17 protein-coding genes are annotated in these 18,809 nt (G+C 63.4%); 5 read left to right on the top strand and 12 right to left on the bottom strand.

The annotated features are described in order from the left end of the window. Nucleotides 1–155: 155 nt before the first annotated feature. The 11 genes from Mame_RS01805 to Mame_RS01855 form a co-directional block, all read right to left on the bottom strand. Nucleotides 156–716, bottom strand: coding sequence for a flavin reductase family protein (locus Mame_RS01805; protein ID WP_018064642.1), 561 nt, complete (start codon nucleotides 714–716; stop codon nucleotides 156–158). Between the two features lie 59 nt (nucleotides 717–775). Further along, nucleotides 776–1,996 carry an acyl-CoA dehydrogenase family protein gene (locus Mame_RS01810; protein ID WP_018064641.1) on the bottom strand — a complete coding sequence of 407 codons (1,221 nt, stop codon included), beginning with the start codon at nucleotides 1,994–1,996 and terminating at the stop codon, nucleotides 776–778. Between the two features lie 11 nt (nucleotides 1,997–2,007). After that, nucleotides 2,008–2,805, bottom strand: a complete 798-nt coding sequence (locus Mame_RS01815; RefSeq protein ID WP_018064640.1) for an alpha/beta fold hydrolase — start codon at nucleotides 2,803–2,805, stop codon at nucleotides 2,008–2,010. 10 nt (nucleotides 2,806–2,815) lie between these two features. Further along, nucleotides 2,816–3,835: a zinc-dependent alcohol dehydrogenase gene (locus tag Mame_RS01820; RefSeq protein WP_018064639.1), complete on the bottom strand. Its 1,020-nt coding sequence runs from the start codon at nucleotides 3,833–3,835 to the stop codon at nucleotides 2,816–2,818. Continuing rightward, the gene (locus Mame_RS01825) at nucleotides 3,832–4,875 is read right to left on the bottom strand and encodes a branched-chain amino acid ABC transporter permease (protein ID WP_018064638.1); all 1,044 of its coding nucleotides are present in this window, start codon (nucleotides 4,873–4,875) and stop codon (nucleotides 3,832–3,834) included. The genes Mame_RS01820 and Mame_RS01825 overlap by 4 nt, the downstream gene beginning before the upstream one ends. A 3-nt stretch (nucleotides 4,876–4,878) precedes the next feature. After that, nucleotides 4,879–5,736: a branched-chain amino acid ABC transporter permease gene (locus Mame_RS01830; RefSeq protein ID WP_018064637.1), complete on the bottom strand. Its 858-nt coding sequence runs from the start codon at nucleotides 5,734–5,736 to the stop codon at nucleotides 4,879–4,881. Further along, nucleotides 5,723–6,451 (bottom strand): ABC transporter ATP-binding protein, encoded by a 729-nt coding sequence (locus Mame_RS01835; protein ID WP_018064636.1) that lies wholly within the window; start codon nucleotides 6,449–6,451, stop codon nucleotides 5,723–5,725. Before Mame_RS01835 ends, Mame_RS01830 begins: the two co-directional genes overlap by 14 nt. Then, the gene (locus Mame_RS01840; protein ID WP_018064635.1) at nucleotides 6,448–7,197 is read right to left on the bottom strand and encodes an ABC transporter ATP-binding protein; all 750 of its coding nucleotides are present in this window, start codon (nucleotides 7,195–7,197) and stop codon (nucleotides 6,448–6,450) included. The genes Mame_RS01835 and Mame_RS01840 overlap by 4 nt, the downstream gene beginning before the upstream one ends. 1 nt (nucleotide 7,198) lies before the next feature. Further along, a complete protein-coding gene (locus tag Mame_RS01845) occupies nucleotides 7,199–8,488 on the bottom strand; it encodes an ABC transporter substrate-binding protein (RefSeq protein ID WP_018064634.1) in 1,290 nt (429 codons plus the stop codon). A gap of 73 nt (nucleotides 8,489–8,561) precedes the next feature. Further along, complete coding sequence (locus Mame_RS01850) at nucleotides 8,562–9,374, bottom strand: SDR family NAD(P)-dependent oxidoreductase (RefSeq protein ID WP_018064633.1); 813 nt, start codon at nucleotides 9,372–9,374, stop codon at nucleotides 8,562–8,564. 261 nt (nucleotides 9,375–9,635) lie between these two features. Continuing rightward, on the bottom strand, nucleotides 9,636–10,433 hold the full coding sequence (locus Mame_RS01855; RefSeq protein ID WP_018064632.1) for a helix-turn-helix domain-containing protein: 798 nt from the start codon (nucleotides 10,431–10,433) through the stop codon (nucleotides 9,636–9,638). 215 nt (nucleotides 10,434–10,648) lie between these two features. On the opposite strand from Mame_RS01855, the gene Mame_RS01860 reads away from it, so the two are divergent. The 5 genes from Mame_RS01860 to Mame_RS01880 all read left to right on the top strand — a co-directional run bounded on the left by Mame_RS01860 (nucleotide 10,649) and on the right by Mame_RS01880 (nucleotide 17,844). Continuing rightward, the gene (locus tag Mame_RS01860) at nucleotides 10,649–12,229 is read left to right on the top strand and encodes an ABC transporter substrate-binding protein (protein ID WP_018064631.1); all 1,581 of its coding nucleotides are present in this window, start codon (nucleotides 10,649–10,651) and stop codon (nucleotides 12,227–12,229) included. 50 nt (nucleotides 12,230–12,279) lie between these two features. Continuing rightward, nucleotides 12,280–13,311 (top strand): ABC transporter permease, encoded by a 1,032-nt coding sequence (locus Mame_RS01865; RefSeq protein WP_018064630.1) that lies wholly within the window; start codon nucleotides 12,280–12,282, stop codon nucleotides 13,309–13,311. Beyond that, nucleotides 13,308–14,132 (top strand): ABC transporter permease, encoded by an 825-nt coding sequence (locus Mame_RS01870; protein WP_018064629.1) that lies wholly within the window; start codon nucleotides 13,308–13,310, stop codon nucleotides 14,130–14,132. Before Mame_RS01865 ends, Mame_RS01870 begins: the two co-directional genes overlap by 4 nt. A gap of 58 nt (nucleotides 14,133–14,190) precedes the next feature. Beyond that, nucleotides 14,191–15,777, top strand: coding sequence for an ABC transporter ATP-binding protein (locus Mame_RS01875; RefSeq protein WP_051085102.1), 1,587 nt, complete (start codon nucleotides 14,191–14,193; stop codon nucleotides 15,775–15,777). Nucleotides 15,778–15,849: 72 nt separating this feature from the next. Further along, a complete protein-coding gene (locus tag Mame_RS01880) occupies nucleotides 15,850–17,844 on the top strand; it encodes a CocE/NonD family hydrolase (RefSeq protein WP_018064627.1) in 1,995 nt (664 codons plus the stop codon). Between the two features lie 166 nt (nucleotides 17,845–18,010). Here the strand turns inward: Mame_RS01880 and Mame_RS01885 are convergent, their stop codons facing one another. After that, complete coding sequence (locus tag Mame_RS01885; RefSeq protein ID WP_155122000.1) at nucleotides 18,011–18,784, bottom strand: YciC family protein; 774 nt, start codon at nucleotides 18,782–18,784, stop codon at nucleotides 18,011–18,013. Nucleotides 18,785–18,809: the final 25 nt, after the last annotated feature.

Below are 18,809 nucleotides of genomic sequence, written 5' to 3' on the forward strand. Positions count from 1 at the left end.
TTTCGGCCTGCAGACCGGTTTTCCCGAACCGTTCCGCGTGACCAGCCTCCGACCCTATCTTAGCCCGGCATGACGGACAGCGTGATCGGATAGCTTCGTCAAAATATCGCTCCGGGTTATACTAACCGGCTTCCGGCGCTTCCGCCGCGAACGGATCAGCGGAAAACGTCGCGATATTCCTCATCCAGCAAGGCCAGACTGGCCACGCCGCTGCTGTCCTCGCGCAACCGGTGCCAGCGGCGATCCAGATAGACCAGCGATTCCCGTTCGGGTGCGGCAAGATCGGCGGTCGCCCCTTCGAGCAGTTCCGCGGCCACCAGCGTTGCCCCCTCGACCGCAAGCGTTCCGCTGATACGCGCCCGGAACCAGGTCGACACATTGGTGTAGCGCGGCTCGCCGGTCGGAAGCCGCGTCCAGGCGATGCCCGGACCGAAACGGTCGGCGCCGGGCGTGGCGCCGAGCCGCGCCAGTTCCAGATCCGGATAGCGCAGCATATGGATAACCACGGTTTCCGCCTGCAATACCGTTGCCGTGGAGCGCGAGCGCGCCGAAAGCGAAAAGGCGATGGTCGGCGGCGACCCGCTGACGGAAATCAGCGAGGACACGGTCATCGCCACCGGTTGATCGCCAGGATCGGCGGTGATCACCGCAACGCCCGCGGGATGGCAACGGAAAGCCTCGCGAAAGGCTTCGGCGACGGTATGGTGTTCAGGCATCAGGCATTACTCCGGCAGTCTGTTTTGGCGGGGGCGCAGTGTTGCGCCCCCGCCTTTGCTTATTTCTTCTCGATCAGGTCATAGAACTGCCAGGTCCGGTCGGACCAGAGCCCGCCGATGTCGCGGCCGGCAGATGTCACGATCGACGGCGCGATGGTGAAGTGGTTCGCCGCCACCATCATGTCGCGGAGGGTGCGCTGGATCACGCCGGCCCTGAGCCCAGCCCCGCCGGATGCGCGATAGGCGAAATTGCAGACATCGACGCCGACCTCGTGAATCTGGGCCTTGGCCAGATGGACAAGGCTGACCTGGCGGGTGGTCATCATCTTGCCCGCCTCGGCGCTGGCTTCGATATCGCCCCAGACCTCCATGACGAAGGCGCGCGCGGCGCGATAATTGGCCTCCGCGCGGCCATAATCGTACCAGAACTTCTCGCTTTCCCCGAGCATGCCGGCCCGGCCGGACTTGCTGCGGGCAAATTTGGCGATTTCGTCCAGCATGCGCCGGCCAGTGCCCATCGCCCAGCCGGTATGGCCGATCGATGCAAGACCGACAATGCCGAGGCTGAACAGTTCCTGCAGGCGCTGCGGCGGCGCGGTCAGGATCGGAAACACCAGATCATCGGGAATGAACACGTCCTTGGCGGAATAGTCGATCGAACCGGTGCCCTTGAGGCCGAGCACATCCCAGTTGCCGAGCTGTTCATGCTCGCCGATCGGGGCGTGGGCGCACATGACGATGACGTTGCCCTCGGCATCCTTGGCCGGCTTGCCGTTGCCGTCATCGATGAAGCAGGCCGAGTGCGACCAGGTCGCATGGCTGAAGCCCGAGCCGTAGCTCCACTTGCCGGTCAGCTCGTAACCGCCATCGACCTTCTTGAGCATGCCGAGCGGCGCGCCCTGGCCCGAGAAGCGATTGTCGCTGCCGGGTTCGAACAGCCGTTCGACCGCGCTGTCGGGCAGGAACGCCGCCGACATCGCGCCGATGCAGCAATGCACCATCGACACCCAGCCGGCCGATCCCGACCACCAGGTCACCGCCTCGATCAGCTGCAACACTTCGGTCGGGCGCATCTGCGCGCCGCCAAGTTCTTCGGTTGCCATCAGATGCGAGAAGCGCAGCGGTTTCAGCGCCTCGAAGCTTTCCTTCGTCAGTTCACCGGCTTCCTCGTCCGCCGGCGCATTGGCTTCGAGCGTCGGACCGATTTCCTCGATCTTTTTCAGGATGTCGCGATAGTCGACGCTGTCGCCCCAGTATCCGGGCTTTACATGTTTGTTCATGTCATCTCCTCCTACGGTGTTTGTCCGGCGAGAAAATCGCCGATTTTTGTCACGCTATCGGGCTGCTCCTGAAGCAGCAGATGGCCCGTGCCCTCGATCAACAGAGCCTGGCCGTTCGGTAATTGCTCCACCCACAAGGGCATTTGGCTTGCCGGCAGAAGCCTGTCCTCCTCGCCCCAGACCACCAGCGCCGGATTAGCTATCCGGGCGAGCATGCGGCTGAGATTGGGATGCCCCATGCCGAAGGGCGCGCAGATCCGCCCGACGGTTTCACCCTCGCGGGCGCGATCGGCGCCGAACTTTTCGGCGAAAGCCGGATCGGACCCGTCGGGGAAATATTGCAGCGCCACCTTGGGGTCATGCGCCAGAAAGCCGGGAAGATCCTGCGGCGCGATCGATCCGAGATCGGTCGCGGGATGGTCGGGATCATTGAGCCCGGCCGGCGCGAGCAGCACGACACGGTCGAACCGGTCGCCGGCGACGGCAGCCAGTTCCGTGGCGAGCCAGCCGCCCATCGAAAAGCCGATCAGATGCGGCTTTTCCGGAAAGTCCATCGCGTCGAGCAGGTTCAGGTAATGGATGATGATATCCATCGACCCTGAAACATGCGGTGCATCGCCAGAATAGCCCATGCCCGGATGGCTAGGGCAATAGACCCGAAACCGGTCGGAAAGCCCTTCGGCGAAATCGAAGCCTTCCAGCGTCGCCGCGCCATGCAGGAACAGCACCGGCTTGCCCTTGCCGATGGCTTTCACCACCGTATGAACGCCGCCGATCTCGTATTCTGATGTCTCAAACTGAACAGTCATATCCTCTCCTTCAGACAAGTTCGGGCTGGATCAGCACCTTGCATTGCGTGGTGCGTCGGCGCAGGCCTTCGAAGACCGGCGGCACGGGCGAAAGGCCGATGCGGTCGGTGATGATCACCTGCGGCGCGACCACGGCTCCCTTGGCAAGCGCATCGAGCGCGACGCCGAATTCATTGGCCTGATGGAAAAAGGCCGAAAAGATCAGGTCGATTTCCTTGGAGAGCGCCACGAACGGGTCCCATTCATCGCCGCCGATGCAAAGTCCGACGCCGATCACCTTGCCCTGCAGCCGGACAGCCTCGACGGCCGCCTGCAAAAGGCCGGGCTTGCCGACGCATTCGAAAACGATATCGGGCGGGCCGCCGCACTGATCGTTCAGATTTTCGGAAAGGCCCGCGCCTGAAAGCGCAAAGCCCGTCGCCCCTAGAGCCCGGGCGCGTTCGGCCTGATGATCGTAGAGATCGGCCATCACCACGCTGGAAGCGCCCAGCCGCCGCGCCCAGAAGGCGACCAGCAGACCGATCGGCCCGGCGCCGAGAATGGCGACGCGATCGCCCGGCTTCATGCCGGAGCGGATGATGCAGTGCAGCGCCACCGAAAGCGGCTCGGCGAGCGCGGCGTCGCTTGCCGCAACGCCGTCCGGAAGTACGCGGCACTGACGCGCGGCAACGCAGACATAGTCCGCATAACCGCCGCCGATCAGCGTCATGTCCGGGCAACGCGCCGGATCGCCGGCAAGACAACGCGGGCAATGGCCGCAGCCGCGCATCGGCACCACGGCAACCAGATCGCCCGCCTTCAGCGTGTCGACGCCGCCGCCGGTCGCCACCACCTCGCCCGCGATTTCATGGCCAAACACAAAGTCGCCGGCAATGCCGAAAGGCTCGGGATCGACGCTCATATGCAGGTCGCTGCCGCAGATGCCGCAGGCGGCCACCCTGAGCACGACTTCGTCGGGCGCCGGCGTCGGATCGGGCCTGTCGCTGACGCGCAGCGGCTGACCAACGGCGTCGAAGATGACGGCCTTCATGGGCTCTCCTCCTTCTCGACGATCAGATGGCGCCGGATCGGGAACCACGGCGCGTCCCAGCGTTTGGAGATCATCCCCCAGATGCCGGTGCGGGCATAGAGCGCGACCAGCACGGTCATCACGCCGAGAACGATGAAGTAGCTCGCGCCATATTCGCCGAAATAACGATCCGCGATGAAATAGATGAGTGCGCCGATCAGCACGCCTTCGATCGTGCCGATCCCGCCGATCATCACGATGAAGATCGCGACATTGGACCACATCGGGTCAAAGGCCGAGGCGGGATTGATACGCAATTGCGCCATGAAATAGACCGAGCCGGCAAGGCCGCATCCCACGGCGGCCGCGATATAGACCATGAAGCGCAGCCGGCGGACATTGACGCCCTGGCTTGCCGCCGCCACGGGGTTGTCCCGCATGGCGATCAGCGCGAGACCGAAGCGCGAGCGCAGGAACCAGTAGCCCCCGCCGATGGCGACGAAGATCATCAGCGCGCAGAGAAGCGACATGGCGATGTTGCGCTCAAAGGTGGAATAGTCGCGCATCACGCCCAGGGACATGCCGGCCCCGGCATTGACCCAGCCAAGATTGGACGCCACGAGGCGGAACACCTCGGCGACCACCCATGTGCCGATGGCAAAATAGGGGCCGTCCAGCCGGTGCAGCAGCATGTAGCAGGGAACGGCCAGCAGGGCGGGCGCCAGCAGCGAGAGACCGATGGCGAGGAACGGGTTGATGCCGAAGGTCTGCGCCATGACGAACAGCGCGTAGCCGGCCGCGCCCATGAACGCCTGCTGGCCGACCGAGACCAGCCCGGCATAGCCGGCGAGCAGGTTCCACATCTGCGCCGCCAGAATATAGCAGCACAGTTCGAGAACCATGCGGATCGTGCCGGTCTTGGCCCACCACGGCATGGCCGCGAGCGCCACCAGGGCGAACACGAACAGGCTCAACGCGATGATCCCGGAGAGGGTCTGACGCCGGACCTTGATGTTGATCTGCGCTGCATCCGCGCCGGGTGCGATAGAATGAGAAGTCATGGTTCACGCTCTCCCGAACAGGCCCTGAGGGCGCACGGCTAGTATCAGCAGGAAGACGAGATGGCCGGCCAGAACGCCGAAGCCGGGATCCAGTCGGAACCCGACAGCCTGGGCAATGCCCAGCACCATCGAACCGGCGAATGCGCCCCAGACCGAGCCCATGCCGCCGATGATCACGGCCTCGAAGGCATAGATCAGCTGCGCGCCGCCATCGGCGGGCGCAACCGTCGAACGCAGTGCCTGAAACACGGCCGCAAAGCCGAGAATGCCGACCGCGATCGCCGTTGCCGTGGCGTAGACGGTTTTGGCGTTGACCCCGGTCATCGACGCGGCCTCAACATCCGCGGCGGCGGCCCGGAGCGCCCGGCCGAAACGCATGCGCTTCAGCATCAGGTCGAGCGCCAGCGTCAGGCCGACAGCAACCAGCAAAACGAGCACCGGCAGAAGGCCGATATAGATGCCGCCGATCTGGATCGACTGGCTTTCAATCCCGCCGCCCGGCAAGGAGCGGCTGTTCGCCGACCAGATCTGCAGCATCAGGTTCTGCAGCGCCAGCGACAGGCCGAAGGTCGCGATCAGCGACGGCAGCGGGTCCTCGCCCACCACCCGGTTCAGCACCGCGCGCTGGAGAAGCCAACCCATCGCCACCGCCAGCGGTACCAGCGCCGCCATCACCGTGAACGGACCGAGCCCGAAGGCAGAAGCCAGCGAGATGCCGATCAGCGACAGCAGGATCACCAGATCGCCATGGCTGACATTCACGATCCGCATGACCCCGAACATCAAGGCCATTCCAAGCGCGTATTGCGCATACATCCCGCCCAGCAGGATGCCCTGTACAAGTGCGTCAAACCACTGCATGGCCACCCCCGAAATAAGCTTCGCTGATCTGTTCGCGCGTGACATCATTGGAGCGTCCGCTCAGCGTCACGCGCCCTTCAAGCATGCAATAGAGCCGGTCGGACGCGCTCTTCGCCAGTCCGACATCCTGCTCGACCAGCACGATCGACGTCCCCTGCGCCCTGATTTCGGGCAGGACGGCATAGATCTCGCGGATGACCTTGGGCGCAAGTCCGAGGCTGATCTCGTCGCACAGCAAAAGGCGCGGCTGGCACAGCAAGGCCCGGCCGATCGAAACCATCTGCTGCTGGCCGCCGGAGAGGTTTTGAACCGGCACGCGCCCCTTCTCCACCAATATGGGAAAAAGCTGCTGCACCCTTTCCAGCGTCCAACCGCCCTTGCGGCCCCTGCTGCCGACCTGATCGATCGCCACCCGCAGATTGTCATTGACGGACATGCCGGTGAATAGCCGCCGTCCCTCCGGAACGATGGCGACCCCTTTCTGCACCATCTGGTCGGTGGGCGTGCCGCCGATGGGCCGACCATCGAGGCTCACCATGTCCGGCTTCACCGGCAACAGCCCCATGACCGCCCGCAGGAAGGTGGACTTGCCGGCCCCGTTGGCGCCGATCAGCGCGATGATCTCGCCTTCGTCGATGGCGACATCGACGTCGTAAAGCGCCTGAAAATCGCCGTAGCGGGCGACCAGACCATGTGTTGACAACAATTCCGTCATGCCTCGACCCCCATGTAAACCCGCATGACATCGGGGTTGGCGATGACGGTCTTGGGGTCGCCTTCCGCGATCTTCTCGCCGAAGTTCAGCACCAGAAGCCGATCCGCCACCGCCATCAGCGCATGCAGAACATGCTCGATCCAGATGATGGTGACGCCGCGATCGCGGATCTGCGCAATCAGGGCGACGAGTTCCTTCGATTCCTCGTCGGTCAGACCGCCGGCGATTTCGTCCAGCAACAGAAGCTTGGGCCCCGAGGCGAGCGCCCGGGCAAGCTCCAGCCGCTTGCGGTCCAGAAGCGGCAGGGACCCGGCCAGAACATTGGCCTTGTTCAGCAATTCGCAATCACGCAGCACCTGCGCGCAAAATTCATAGCTTTCGGCCTCGGACCGGCCGCCGCCGAAGGCCGAGGCGACGAGCAGGTTTTCGAAGGTCGTCATTCCCGAATAGGGCTGCGGAATCTGGTAGGTCCGGCCGATCCCCATCTGGCAGCGGCGGTGGGGCGGCTCGCCTTTCAGCAGCACCTCCCCCAGCCTGATCTCTCCGCCGGTTGGCTTCAGATCGCCGCTGATCATGTTGAACAGCGTGGTCTTGCCGGCGCCGTTGGGGCCGAGGATTCCCAGCACTTCGCCGCGATAAACATCAAAGTCGACATCATGCAGCACCCGGAACGCGCCGAAGCTTTTCGATACGTTCCGGGCCTGAAGAAGCCGCTGGCGTTCGCCTTTTGGCTGTTGCATCTGCATCCTACCAGTTCAGCGCCACGATCTTCTGCTGCGGCTCGAACAATTGGTTGACGCTGTTGTCCACGATCTTGAGGTCGTAAGGCCATTTCTCGCCCTTGACCCACTGGCCGCCGAAGATCGGCGTGGTGCAGACATTCTTGTGCGGCTGGCCCGAAAAGTTGATATGGCCGACCACGGTTTCGAGATCGGTCGACGCCAGCGCCTCGCGGTTGGCCTCGCGATCCAGGGGATCGGCCGAACGCTTGAGCACGTCGATCGCCACTTCCAGAACGCTGTGCGAATAGCCGAGCGGCTGCGTCCACTGACGGTTCTGCTCGCTTTCCCACTGATCGGCGATTTCCCGGCTGGTCTGCCCGGTAATCGAGGACTTAAAGGGGAAGGCGGGCGTCCACCACACCTCGGTCGTCATGCCGTTGCCGAGCGGACCCATGGCCTCGACGCTGCCGGGAAACAGCAGCGCCGCCGCCACCGTCACCGCCTTCGGCTTGAACCCCTGCTGGTTGCACTGGGTCACGAAGGTCTTGAGATCGTCGGGATAGGTAATGCCGCCGACAATATCGCAGCCCGCCTGCTTGAACGTGGCAATCTGCGCCGAGAAGTCATTGGTGCGCGGCTGGAAATAGCCGGGGATGGTGACCTCGTAGCCCGCGGCGCGGGTCGGCACGGGCAGGCCGTATTCCTCGTTGCCCCAGGTCTCGCCGTCAATGTTCTGCGGAAACAGCATGCCGACCTTGCGGTTGGTCTCCAGCCCGTTCCACAGGCCGACAAACGTGTTCAGCGCCTCGTCCAGACCCCAGAAGAAATGGTAGGTCCAGTCGAATTCGCCGCCGCCGCGCGGCATGATCACCGCCTGCCACGGCGCGCCCGCGGAGATCGACGGCGTCTCGTATAGCTCGGCCTGCTCCATGGCCGGCAGGATGGTATCGGTCGTCGATGCCGGCACGAGAAGATGGACTTCGTCGTTCAGGATCAGGTCGCCGGCGATTTCGGCCGCCTTGTTCGGGTTCGACTGGCTGTCGCGCTCGAGAATTTCAATCTCATAGACGTCGCCATTGGCCGATTGCAGCTTTCCGCCCAGCGCCTCGCGGATTTTCTGGACGGTGTAGCCGTCGGTTTCCCCGAACAGGCCGAGCGGCCCGGTTTCGGGCGTAATATACCCCATGCGGATCTTGCCCGCCGTCTGGGCGCGCAGCACCGCCGGCGACCCCAGCACGCTCGCCGCAAGGCCCGCCCCCATGCCGCGCAGCACGCCGCGGCGGGTGGGCCGGATCAGTTTGTTGATGTAAGCCATTTCTGTTCTCCTCTCCGATATGTTTCTGGCGCATCGCCTGCCGCTCCCTGGCAGGCGCACGCCCATTTGCCTGTCAGGTCATGCGGATCAGCGAGCCGCCATCGATGACCACCAGCGAGCCGGTCATGTACGATCCGGCCGGCGAGGCCAGCAGCAGGGCCAGCCCCTTGATATCCTCGACATCGCCGATCCGGCCGATCAGGGACTGCGCCTCGAAGGCCGCACGGTCCTCCTTGTTGCGCAGGCGGCCGCCGGCGATATTGGTGATGAACGGGCCCGGCAGGATCGCGTTGACGCGGATGCCGTAGGCGCCGAGCTCCATCGCCATGTGACGGACGAAATGGTTCACGGCGGCCTTGGCCGGCATGTAGGACGTTCCGACGATGCTCTCGTTGATTTCCGAGGCGATCGAGGAGGTCACGATGATCTGCCCGCCGCCGTTCGGCTTCATGTGGCGCACGGCATTCTTGACCGTGCTGTAGACCGAGGTGAGGTTGATCTCGATGCCACGGTCCCACTGCTCGTCGGGGATGTTCTCGATCGCGCCGTCGGGATTGCGCTCGCCCGTGGGCGTCATGAAACCGGGCCCCGGATCGATGCCGGCATTGGCGTAGACCGTGTCGATGCGGCCGTGTTTTTCGGCCACTTCATCGAAGGCCGCCGCCAGACCGGGACGGTCGGCGACATCGACCGTCAGGCCCCAGACATCGCCGCCCGTGGCCTTGATTTCGCTGACGGTTTTCTCGGTGCCCGCCTGATCCAGATCGAAGATGCAGACCCGCGCGCCCTGGGCGGCCATGATCTCGGCATAGGCGCGGCCGATGCCACTGGCCCCGCCGGTCACAATCACGGATTGACCGCGCACGTCGAACATCTGTTCAAGCATCGTCAAGACCTCCCTGCCTGCTGATATGTCAACAGGAGACCGCCCTTCATGCAGGGGCAGTCATCATCGATCCGACACGCCGGACCAACCTCCTCCTGTTTTCGCGTCCGCCCTTCTCCCTGGGGCAGGATCGCGCTCCTGAGGCACATAACGCCGTCATAACCGGGTCAAGTCAAATGCGGAAAACAGCGGAAAATATAACTCGCCGCTATATTGATCGCCGTGACCCGCTTCTGTCGCGGTTTTCAGAGGCGGACGGGTTCAACGGGCGGCGACAAGCGTGTGGTTTTCGCCTTCGCTGTTGAGATAGCGTCGGACGGGAAGCGGCAGTCTTGGCGATTTTTCCGGGATCAGACCGCACGCTTCCAGCAGTCCGCGTTTGTCGGGGTTAGGCCCGACCGCCCGCCAGATGGCGCGCGTGGAATAGGGCAGGTTCTCCTCGCGCCAGGAGACGCCGGTCGTCACGCCGCGCAGATAGGTGCGCTGGTGCTCGGCGAATGGCATCAGCGTCGTCTGGCAGAGGAAGGAATGCTCGCTCATGCCGCGTTCAACGATAAACAGCCGATTGCGCCAATAGGCGGCCAGCCCGACATATTTCGAGAACTGCCGGATCTCCTGGTCCCCGTCATGGATCCGTTCGATCGATTTCACCGTGATCTGGCCGCCCAGTTCTTCGATCCTGGTGCAGCTTCGGACGATCTTCCCGGGCCATGACAGGCTTTTGTGGTAAAGCTCGTAGTAGCCGACATACTGGCGCAGTTCCTGCAGGTCGCCGGGGAAGCCCTCCCGCAACACAAAATCCGGGCCGACGGTTTCCGCCGGCGCCTCGAGTATGCTCTGGAAGCGTTTTTCCGACGCCAGAAAATCCTGCGGCCTCACACCGAAATAGCGCGCGATTTTCCCCGTATTATAAGGCGACGGACGGGATTGTCCCGCGAGATAGCGGTTGAACTGCTGCCGGTTGATGCCGATCTCGCGGCAGATTGCCGTTATTGACGGGCGGGTATTGCAGGCAAACCGCAGATTGGCCGCAAAGGGACTGTTATCGCTTGATGTCATCGGGTCTCGAGCCTGACCTTGATAGCGTCAAATAGCTTCAAACCGCTTCAATACGCGAAGTTGTCTGGCTTCCGCAACCTGCTTATGTCTTCGCCCATGATCTTTGACGGTCTCGTCAACTGCGCCTTCAGGCATTCCGCCACGGCATTTTTCGACTATCATGGCCGCTTTCTTGCGGCGGCACGCACGCAATGCTTACAAACAGGGGAAACCATATGAAAAACAAGAAAGCCTCCATTTTGCAGACCGGCCTCAACCGCCGCGTCTTTCTCGCATCCGCGGCTGCGGCCGGATTTGCGGCGACCGCTTCCGGCCTTCTGATCCCGCGCGAGAGCCTTGCGGCCGACGAGCCGCAGCGCGGCGGTCACCTCGTTCTCGGCCTCGACGGCGGCCAGACCACCGATATTCTCGATCCCGGCACCTATGCCGGCAGCACCATGTTCCTGGTCGGCTTCACCTGGGGCGACCGGCTGGTGACCACCGATCCGGTATCCGGTGAGGCGCTGCCGAGCCTTGCCGAAAGCTGGACCTCGTCCGACGACGCGAAGACCTGGACCTTCAAGCTGCGCAAGGATGTGCGCTTTCATGATGGCACGCCGTTCACCGTCAACGACGCCGTGCAGACGCTGCGCCGCCATTCTGACAAGGATTCCACCTCCGCGGCTCTCGGCCTTCTCGAAGAGATCGAGACCATCGAGGAAAGCGGCGGCGATCTGGTGATCACGCTGAAGAACGGCAATGCCGACCTGCCGTTGATGCTGACGGACTACCATCTGCAGGTCCAGAAGAACGGCGGCATGGACGATCCTAACAGCGCCATCGGCACGGGCCCCTACAAGCTGGAAAGCTTTGAGCCGGGCATCCGCATCACCTTCTCGAAGAATGAGGATGACTGGAACGAGGATCGCGGCTTCGTCGACAGCGTCGAGGTTCTCGTCATCAACGACAACACGGCCCGCATCGCCGCGCTCTCGTCCGGCAAGGTGCATTTCATCAACACGCTGAGCCCGAAGACGATGTCCTTGCTGTCGCGGGCGCCGAATATCGAAACCATCAGCACCAAGGGCAAGGGTTTCTACTCCTTCCTGATGCATGGCGACACCGCGCCCTTTGACAATAACGACCTCAGGATGGCGCTGAAGCTCGCCATCGACCGCGAGGCGATGCTGAACACCGTTCTTGGCGGCTACGGCACGCTCGGCAACGACTATCCGGTCAACGATGCCTATGCGCTGGCGCCGACGGATATTCCGCAGCGCGCCTACGACCCGGAGGAAGCGGCGCACTATTTCAAGAAGTCCGGCCATGAAGGCCCGATCCTGCTGCGCACCTCCGATGCCGCCTTTACCGGCGCGGTCGACGCCTCCGTCCTGTTCCAGGCCAATGCCAAGGAAGCGGGCATCGACATCCAGCTCCAGCGCGAGCCGGCCGACGGATACTGGTCGAATGTGTGGAACAAGAAGCCGTTCTGCGCCTCCTATTGGGGCGGCCGGGCGACGCAGGATATCCGCTACACCACGACCCAGCTTTCGACGTCGACGTGGAACGACACCCGTTTCAAGGACCCCGAATTCGACAAGATGCTGCTTGAGGCCCGCGCCGAGACCGACCAGGACAAGCGCCGCGCGCTCTACCGCCAGATGGCGATCATGGTGCGCGACAATAGCGGCCTCATCCTGCCGGTGTTCAACAACTACCTCAACGCCCGCTCGGTGAAGATGCAGGGCTGGATCGACGATGTCGGCAACGACCTGTCCAACGGACAGATCGCCAGCCGCGTCTGGCTCGTCTCCTGATCCGAAGAAAAGAGGAAGCCGCGGGATCAAGTCGCGGCTTTCACACCCCCATGACAGAAACGCAACCAACACCAGCCGCCCCTGTCGGCGCGCCGCCGCCGGGCCCCATCGTCGTCCTGCGCGCGCGCTTTCCTATGGCAAGCCGCATCTGCGAACGGATCATCCTCGGCATCGGCCTGCTTCTCGCCAGCTCGATCCTGATTTTCGCCGGGATCGAAATCCTGCCCGGCGATTTCGCCGAGACCTATCTCGGCCAGGCTGCAACCCCGCAGGCGATCGCCAATCTGCGCGCCGAATTCGGCCTCGACCAGCCACTCATGAGCCGCTATTTCGACTGGCTCGTCGGCATATTGCATGGCGATTTCGGAACGTCCTGGGCGAGCGGCCAGTCCGTCAGCGGCCAGATCGCCGACCGGCTCGGCAATTCGCTGCTTCTGGCGGGCGCTGCGGCGGTCATCGCCGTTCCGCTTGCCGTCGGCCTCGGCCTTCTCGCCGTGCTTTATCGCGACCGTCTGGTGGATCGGCTGATCAACCTCGTCTCGCTTTCCGCCGTGTCGCTGCCGGAATTCTTCGTTGCCTATCTGCTGATCATGGTGTTCGTGGTCCAGCATCCGGTCGCGGCCTTTCCGGCCACGGTCTATGACAGCATGGGCCTGTGGGAGAAGCTTCAGACCATCATCCTGCCGGTGGCGACGCTGGTTCTGGTGGTTATCGCGCACATGATGCGGATGACGCGGGCCGCGATCATCAACGTCATGGCGTCGGCCTATATGGAAACCGCCGAGCTGAAAGGCATCGGCGCAATGCGGGCGATCGTGAAGCACGCAGCCCCCAACGCGCTGGCGCCGATCATCAATGTCGTCGCGCTCAACCTCGCCTATCTGATCGTCGGCGTGGTCGTGGTCGAGGTGGTCTTCGTCTATCCGGGCATGGGGCAGTATATGGTGGATGCGGTGACGGTGCGCGACCTGCCGGTGGTGCAGGGCTGCGGGCTGGTCTTCGCCGCGATCTACATTCTCCTGAACATGACCGCCGACATTCTGTCGATTCTCGTCAATCCGCGTCTGAGGCATCCGCGATGAATATCCGTTCCGTTTCGCTGACGGCGTGGATCGGCATGGCCGGCATCGCCATCGCCCTCTTCGCCGCAGCCTTCGCCCCCTGGCTTGCGCCCTACGGCGAGAACCAGGTTGTCGGCACGCCCTGGGAGCCGGCGAGCGCGGCCTTTCCGCTCGGCCTCGACAATCTTGGCCGGGACCTCTTGTCGCGCATGATCTACGGCGCGCGCATGACGCTGTTCGTGTCATTCTGCGCCACCCTTCTTGCCTTCTCGCTGGGGGTCATTCTGAGCTTCGTGGCCGCCGTCACGCGCGGGATCGTCGATATGGGTCTGTCGCGGCTCAACGACCTGATGATGTCGATCCCGACGCTGATCTTCGCGCTGATCGTGCTGGCGGCGCTGCCGCAGAACCTGGCGGTGCTGATCGGCGTCATGGCGGTGCTCGATTCAACCCGCGTCTTCCGCCTCGGCCGGGCGCTGGCGCTCGATATCGCGGTGATGGACTTTGTCGAGGCGGCGCGACTGCGCGGCGAGAAGACGCTGTGGATCGTGTTCCGCGAAATCCTGCCGAATGCGATGACGCCGTTGCTTGCCGAATTCGGCCTGCGGCTTGCCTTCGCCGTGCTGTTCATCTCGACCCTGTCGTTTCTCGGGCTCGGCATCCAGCCGCCGACGGCCGACTGGGGCGGCATGGTCAAGGACAACAAGGACGGCATCATCTTCGGCGTGTCCGCGGCCCTTGTGCCGGGGGCCGCGATTGCCGCGCTCACCATCTCCATCAATCTCGTCGTCGACTGGCTGCTGAAACGCACGTCCAGCCTGAAAGGAGGCCGCGGTGGCTGAGCTTCAAACACCGGACGAAACACCTCTGCTTCAGGTCCGCAACCTGCAAATCGGCGCGATGGCCTATCCGCCGGGCGAACGTCCGCATCCGATCGAGATCGTCAAGGGCGTGAGCTTCACGCTGGAACGCGGCAAGGTGCTTGGTCTGATCGGTGAATCGGGCGCCGGCAAATCCACGATCGGGCTTTCGCCGCTCGCCTACGGGCGCGGCGGTGTCACCATCACCGGCGGCGAGGTGCTGCTGGATGGCGTCGACATCCTGAAGCTCGGCAAATCCGGCACGCGGGCGCTGCGCGGCGCGCGGGTCTGCTATGTCTCGCAATCGGCGGCGGCCTCGTTCAATCCCGCCCACAAACTCGGCGATCAGGTGATCGAGGCGACCGTGCGTCACGGGCTGATGAGCCGTGGCGAGGCCCGCCAAAGGGCCGTCGAACTTTTCGGCATACTCGGCCTGCCGGACCCGGAAAGCTTCGGCAACCGCTATCCCCATCAGGTCTCCGGCGGACAGTTGCAGCGGGCAATGACCGCGATGGCGCTCTGCAGCCGCCCGGAACTGATCGTCTTCGACGAGCCGACCACCGCGCTCGACGTCACCACCCAGATCGACGTACTGGCCGCGATCAAGACCGCGATCGAAAAAACCGGAACCGCCGCACTCTACATCACCCATGACCTCGCGGTCGTGGCGCAGGTGGCCGACGACATCATGGTGCTGCGCAATGGCGAGACCGTGGAATATGGCAGCGTCGAAAAGATCATCGAAAACCCGGATGCCGAATACACCCGCGAACTGGTGAATGTCCGCGCAATCCGGCACGAGGAAGCCGCCGACCAGTCCGACCGCTTCTTCGAGATGACCAACATTTCGGCCTCCTACGGAACCATGCCTGTGCTGTTCGATGTGTCGCTGCATGTTCCCAGGGGGCAGACGCTTGCCATTGTCGGCGAATCCGGCTCGGGCAAATCAACGCTTGCGCGGGTGGCGACGGGCCTTCTGCCGCCGACCGCCGGCAGCGTGCGCTTTGGCGGGCAGGACCTGCCGCCGGCGCTGAAGAACCGTAGCCGCGAGGAGCTGCGCCGGCTTCAGCTGATCTACCAGATGGCCGACACCGCGATGAACCCGCGCCAGACCGTGGGCGGCATTATCGGACGGGCGGTGACCTTCTATGAGAGGCTGCGCGGTTCCGCGCGCCGCGGCCGGGTCAACGAGCTGCTCGAACAGATCGAGATGGGCAGCGGCTATTACGATCGCTATCCCGCCGAGCTCTCCGGCGGACAGAAACAGCGCGTGGCGATTGCCCGCGCGCTGGCCGCCCGGCCGGAGCTGATTATCTGCGACGAGCCGACCTCGGCGCTCGATCCGCTGGTGGCCGACGGGATTTTGAAACTGCTGCTGCAGCTTCAGAAGGAAGAACAGCTTTCCTACATCTTCATCACCCACGATATCGCCATTGTCCGGGCGATTGCCGACAGCGTCGCGGTGATGCACCAGGGCAAGCTCGTCCGCTTCGGCCCCAAGGCGGAGGCGCTGTCCCCGCCCTTCGACGACTATACCGATCTGCTGCTGAAATCCGTGCCCGAAATGAAGATCGGCTGGCTGGAAGACGTGCTCGCCAGCCGCAGGACGGTGAGCGCCGGCAACTGACATTCCGGCCGGGCCGCCCCTCCGGCCCGCGCCCTTCACCGACAAGAACCCGAATACGAAAAGGTCAAAACCATGGCGACACAAGGTTTTACGACGTCCGAGGACCAGTGGATCACGCTCAAGGACGGCACCCGCCTGGCAACGCGAATCTGGATGCCGGACGGCGCGGCGGACAGGCCGGTTCCGACCGTGCTGGAATATCTGCCCTACCGCAAGCGCGGCGGAACCGACCCGCGCGACGAATCCACCTATCCGGTCTTCGCCGCCGCCGGCATTGCCGGCGTCCGGGTCGATATCCGCGGATCGGGCGAATCCGAAGGGGTCATCGACGGCGAATACACCCCGCGCGAACTCTCCGATGCCTGCGAAATCCTCGAATGGATCGCCGCCCAGCCCTGGTCGAACGGCAATGTCGGCATGATGGGCATTTCCTGGGGCGGCTTCAACTGCCTGCAGGTGGCCGCGCTGAAACCGCCGCAGCTGAAAGCCGTGATCTCGATCGCCTCCACCGTCGACCGTTACAATGACGACATCCACTACAAGAACGGCACCCATCTTTCCGCCCAGCTCTCCTGGGCGGGCACCATGCTCGCCTATCAGTCGCGCACGCCGGATATCGATCTGGTCGGCGATCGCTGGAAGGAAATGTGGCTGGAACGGCTGGAAGGCCAGCCCTTCTTCATGGAGGAATGGCTTGCGCATCAGCGTCGCGACGATTTCTGGAAACACGGCTCGATTTGCGAGGACTTCGACGGCTTTCCCGTTCCCGCGCTGGTCATCGCCGGCTGGGCGGACGGCTATCGCAACACACCGCTGAAGGCGATCGAGGGCCTGGGCGACAAAGGCAAGGCGATTGTCGGCCCGTGGATCCACAAATATCCGCATTTCGCCTGGCCGAAGCCGCGCATGGACTTCCACGCCGAAGCCATCGCATGGTGGAAGCGCTGGCTGGACGGTGAAACCAACGGCGCGGAAGACCTGCCGCAGATGCGCGCCTATATCCTCGATGGCCCGCGCCCGGCGCTGAGGCGCGAACGCGATCCCGGCTACTGGGTTGCGAAGCAGACCTGGGAAACGCCACAGACCGAAACGCTGACGGTCGCCGCCGACGGAATGCTCAACGCGACCGGCGCCAGCGAAGGCACGGGCGATATCTATCTGCGCTCGCCGCTCGACACCGGAACCAGCGGCGGCGAGTGGTTCACGCTGAAGCCCGATGCAGAAATCGCCGGCGATCAGCGCAGCGATAACGGCGGTTCGCTCACTTTCGAGACCGCGCCGCTTGGCGAAGAAGCCGTCTATCTCGGCGCGCCGGAGCTTTCCGTCGACGTTGCCTGTGAAGGCGACTGGGAAAACCTTGCCGTCCGCATCATCGATGTCCATCCCGACGGCACGGAAACCCGTGCCTGCTACGGTGTTTTGAACCTCGCCCATCGCGACGGCAACGAAACGCCGACCAAAATGCCCAAGGGCGAGAAGACGCGCATTACCATGCGGCTCGACGCCATGGGCTATCGCTTTGCGCCCGGCCATCGCATCAAGCTTGCGCTTTCGACAAGCTACTGGCCGACCATACTGCCGTCGCCCGAAGCACCGGGTCTCACGATCGATACGGCCAGCATCCGCCTTGCCTTGCCGCTTCTAGGCGATCACGAGCGCATCACCGTCGCAGAGCCGGAAAACCCAAATCCGCTGCCGCAATATGAAATGCGGTCGCCCGAGGAGACCCGGCGTTCGGTGGAAAAAAACCTGGTCACAGGCCTAACCCACTACCGCATCTACGAGGACACGGGGCTGGAAGTGCATCCGAAAAACGGGCTGCGCACCCAGGAAATCCGCAACGAGGACTGGTCGATCGACCCCAACGACCCGCTGTCGATGAAGGGCGACATCGACTGGACCATCCGGCTCGAACGCGATGGCTGGTCGGTCTCGACCAAGTCCACCACGACAATGCGCTGCACCGAAAAGGACTGGATCATCGCGGCAAGCGTGACGGCATTCGAAGACGATCGGGAAGTCTTCGCCAAGTCCTTCGAACAGCGCATCCCCCGCGACTTCATGTGATCCGCCGCGACGGCGGCCACTGCAAAACGGCTCCCCCAAAAGGGAGCCGTTGTCGGAGCGCGCTCTGGAGCATTTCGCAGTCAGGTAGTTCCACCTGACGTCCGCGAAAATGCGCCAAAACAAAGAAATAGAGCGCCGATCTGATCCAATCAGATAGAAATGCGCTCTAGTCAAAGACCTCGGCGAGGTCGGCATATCCGACGCCTTCCTTGATGTCGCGCAGCCGTGCATAGGCCACCGAAACCGCAATCGAAATCAGGGCCGTGGCGACGCCGTTGATCAGGCCGAGCACAATCGCGACAAGGAGCGTCGGGATCGGCAGCAGGCCCGCCGCGAGCGCGACCAGAAACGTGATGACGAAGATGATGATGTAGGCGACCACGACAAAGCCGATGATCGGCCACCGGTATTCCTTCGTCAGTTGACGGCTGCGCGCAAGGGCGCCGAAACCCATGCCCTCGATCATTACGACGGGAACGCATACGGCCCAGGCGCCGGCGAGCCAAAGTCCCGGAACGATGAACAGCATAAAGGCGATGGCAACGCCGAAGGACGCGACAAGCGTGACGAGAATGAGCGCCGGCAGCCGGCGGATCACGGCCTTCAGATACGCCTCCACCCGGACCGGACGGCCCGACTTCGTGTCATAGGCGGCCAGAACCATCATGCCGGTCATGATGGAATAAAGCAGCATCGGCAGGATCGCCGAAACGAGTATGATGATGAAAACAGACGGCGTCGCCTGACCCGGCGCGAACGGGTCGGCCTCAAACCCGGTGCCCAGACCCGTGGCATAAGAGGCGAGCTCAACGAGAATTCCGGGGACTGCGGACAGGATGACAAAGGTCATGAATCGCTGGCGCAAAACGGAGAATGTTTCTCCAATCCGCTCGTTTACGCCAAAGGCGGGCCTGGCGGCCGGGGCGTCGGTGGATGTCATGTGTGGCTTGCTCCTTCAGATTCGT

Origin of the sequence: Martelella mediterranea DSM 17316 (assembly GCF_002043005.1) — a bacterium.
Lineage (GTDB): Bacteria > Pseudomonadota > Alphaproteobacteria > Rhizobiales > Rhizobiaceae > Martelella > Martelella mediterranea.

What these genes read in the sequence shown, in the direction of transcription:
- Mame_RS01805 (WP_018064642.1), bottom strand. Translation starts at nt 716, where the DNA reads ATGCCTGAACACCATACCGTCGCCGAAGCCTTTCGCGAGGCTTTCCGT.
- Mame_RS01810 (WP_018064641.1), bottom strand. Translation starts at nt 1,996, where the DNA reads ATGAACAAACATGTAAAGCCCGGATACTGGGGCGACAGCGTCGACTAT.
- Mame_RS01815 (WP_018064640.1), bottom strand. Translation starts at nt 2,805, where the DNA reads ATGACTGTTCAGTTTGAGACATCAGAATACGAGATCGGCGGCGTTCAT.
- Mame_RS01820 (WP_018064639.1), bottom strand. Translation starts at nt 3,835, where the DNA reads ATGAAGGCCGTCATCTTCGACGCCGTTGGTCAGCCGCTGCGCGTCAGC.
- Mame_RS01825 (WP_018064638.1), bottom strand. Translation starts at nt 4,875, where the DNA reads ATGACTTCTCATTCTATCGCACCCGGCGCGGATGCAGCGCAGATCAAC.
- Mame_RS01830 (WP_018064637.1), bottom strand. Translation starts at nt 5,736, where the DNA reads ATGCAGTGGTTTGACGCACTTGTACAGGGCATCCTGCTGGGCGGGATG.
- Mame_RS01835 (WP_018064636.1), bottom strand. Translation starts at nt 6,451, where the DNA reads ATGACGGAATTGTTGTCAACACATGGTCTGGTCGCCCGCTACGGCGAT.
- Mame_RS01840 (WP_018064635.1), bottom strand. Translation starts at nt 7,197, where the DNA reads ATGCAGATGCAACAGCCAAAAGGCGAACGCCAGCGGCTTCTTCAGGCC.
- Mame_RS01845 (WP_018064634.1), bottom strand. Translation starts at nt 8,488, where the DNA reads ATGGCTTACATCAACAAACTGATCCGGCCCACCCGCCGCGGCGTGCTG.
- Mame_RS01850 (WP_018064633.1), bottom strand. Translation starts at nt 9,374, where the DNA reads ATGCTTGAACAGATGTTCGACGTGCGCGGTCAATCCGTGATTGTGACC.
- Mame_RS01855 (WP_018064632.1), bottom strand. Translation starts at nt 10,433, where the DNA reads ATGACATCAAGCGATAACAGTCCCTTTGCGGCCAATCTGCGGTTTGCC.
- Mame_RS01860 (WP_018064631.1), top strand. Translation starts at nt 10,649, where the DNA reads ATGAAAAACAAGAAAGCCTCCATTTTGCAGACCGGCCTCAACCGCCGC.
- Mame_RS01865 (WP_018064630.1), top strand. Translation starts at nt 12,280, where the DNA reads ATGACAGAAACGCAACCAACACCAGCCGCCCCTGTCGGCGCGCCGCCG.
- Mame_RS01870 (WP_018064629.1), top strand. Translation starts at nt 13,308, where the DNA reads ATGAATATCCGTTCCGTTTCGCTGACGGCGTGGATCGGCATGGCCGGC.
- Mame_RS01875 (WP_051085102.1), top strand. Translation starts at nt 14,191, where the DNA reads ATGGCCTATCCGCCGGGCGAACGTCCGCATCCGATCGAGATCGTCAAG.
- Mame_RS01880 (WP_018064627.1), top strand. Translation starts at nt 15,850, where the DNA reads ATGGCGACACAAGGTTTTACGACGTCCGAGGACCAGTGGATCACGCTC.
- Mame_RS01885 (WP_155122000.1), bottom strand. Translation starts at nt 18,784, where the DNA reads ATGACATCCACCGACGCCCCGGCCGCCAGGCCCGCCTTTGGCGTAAAC.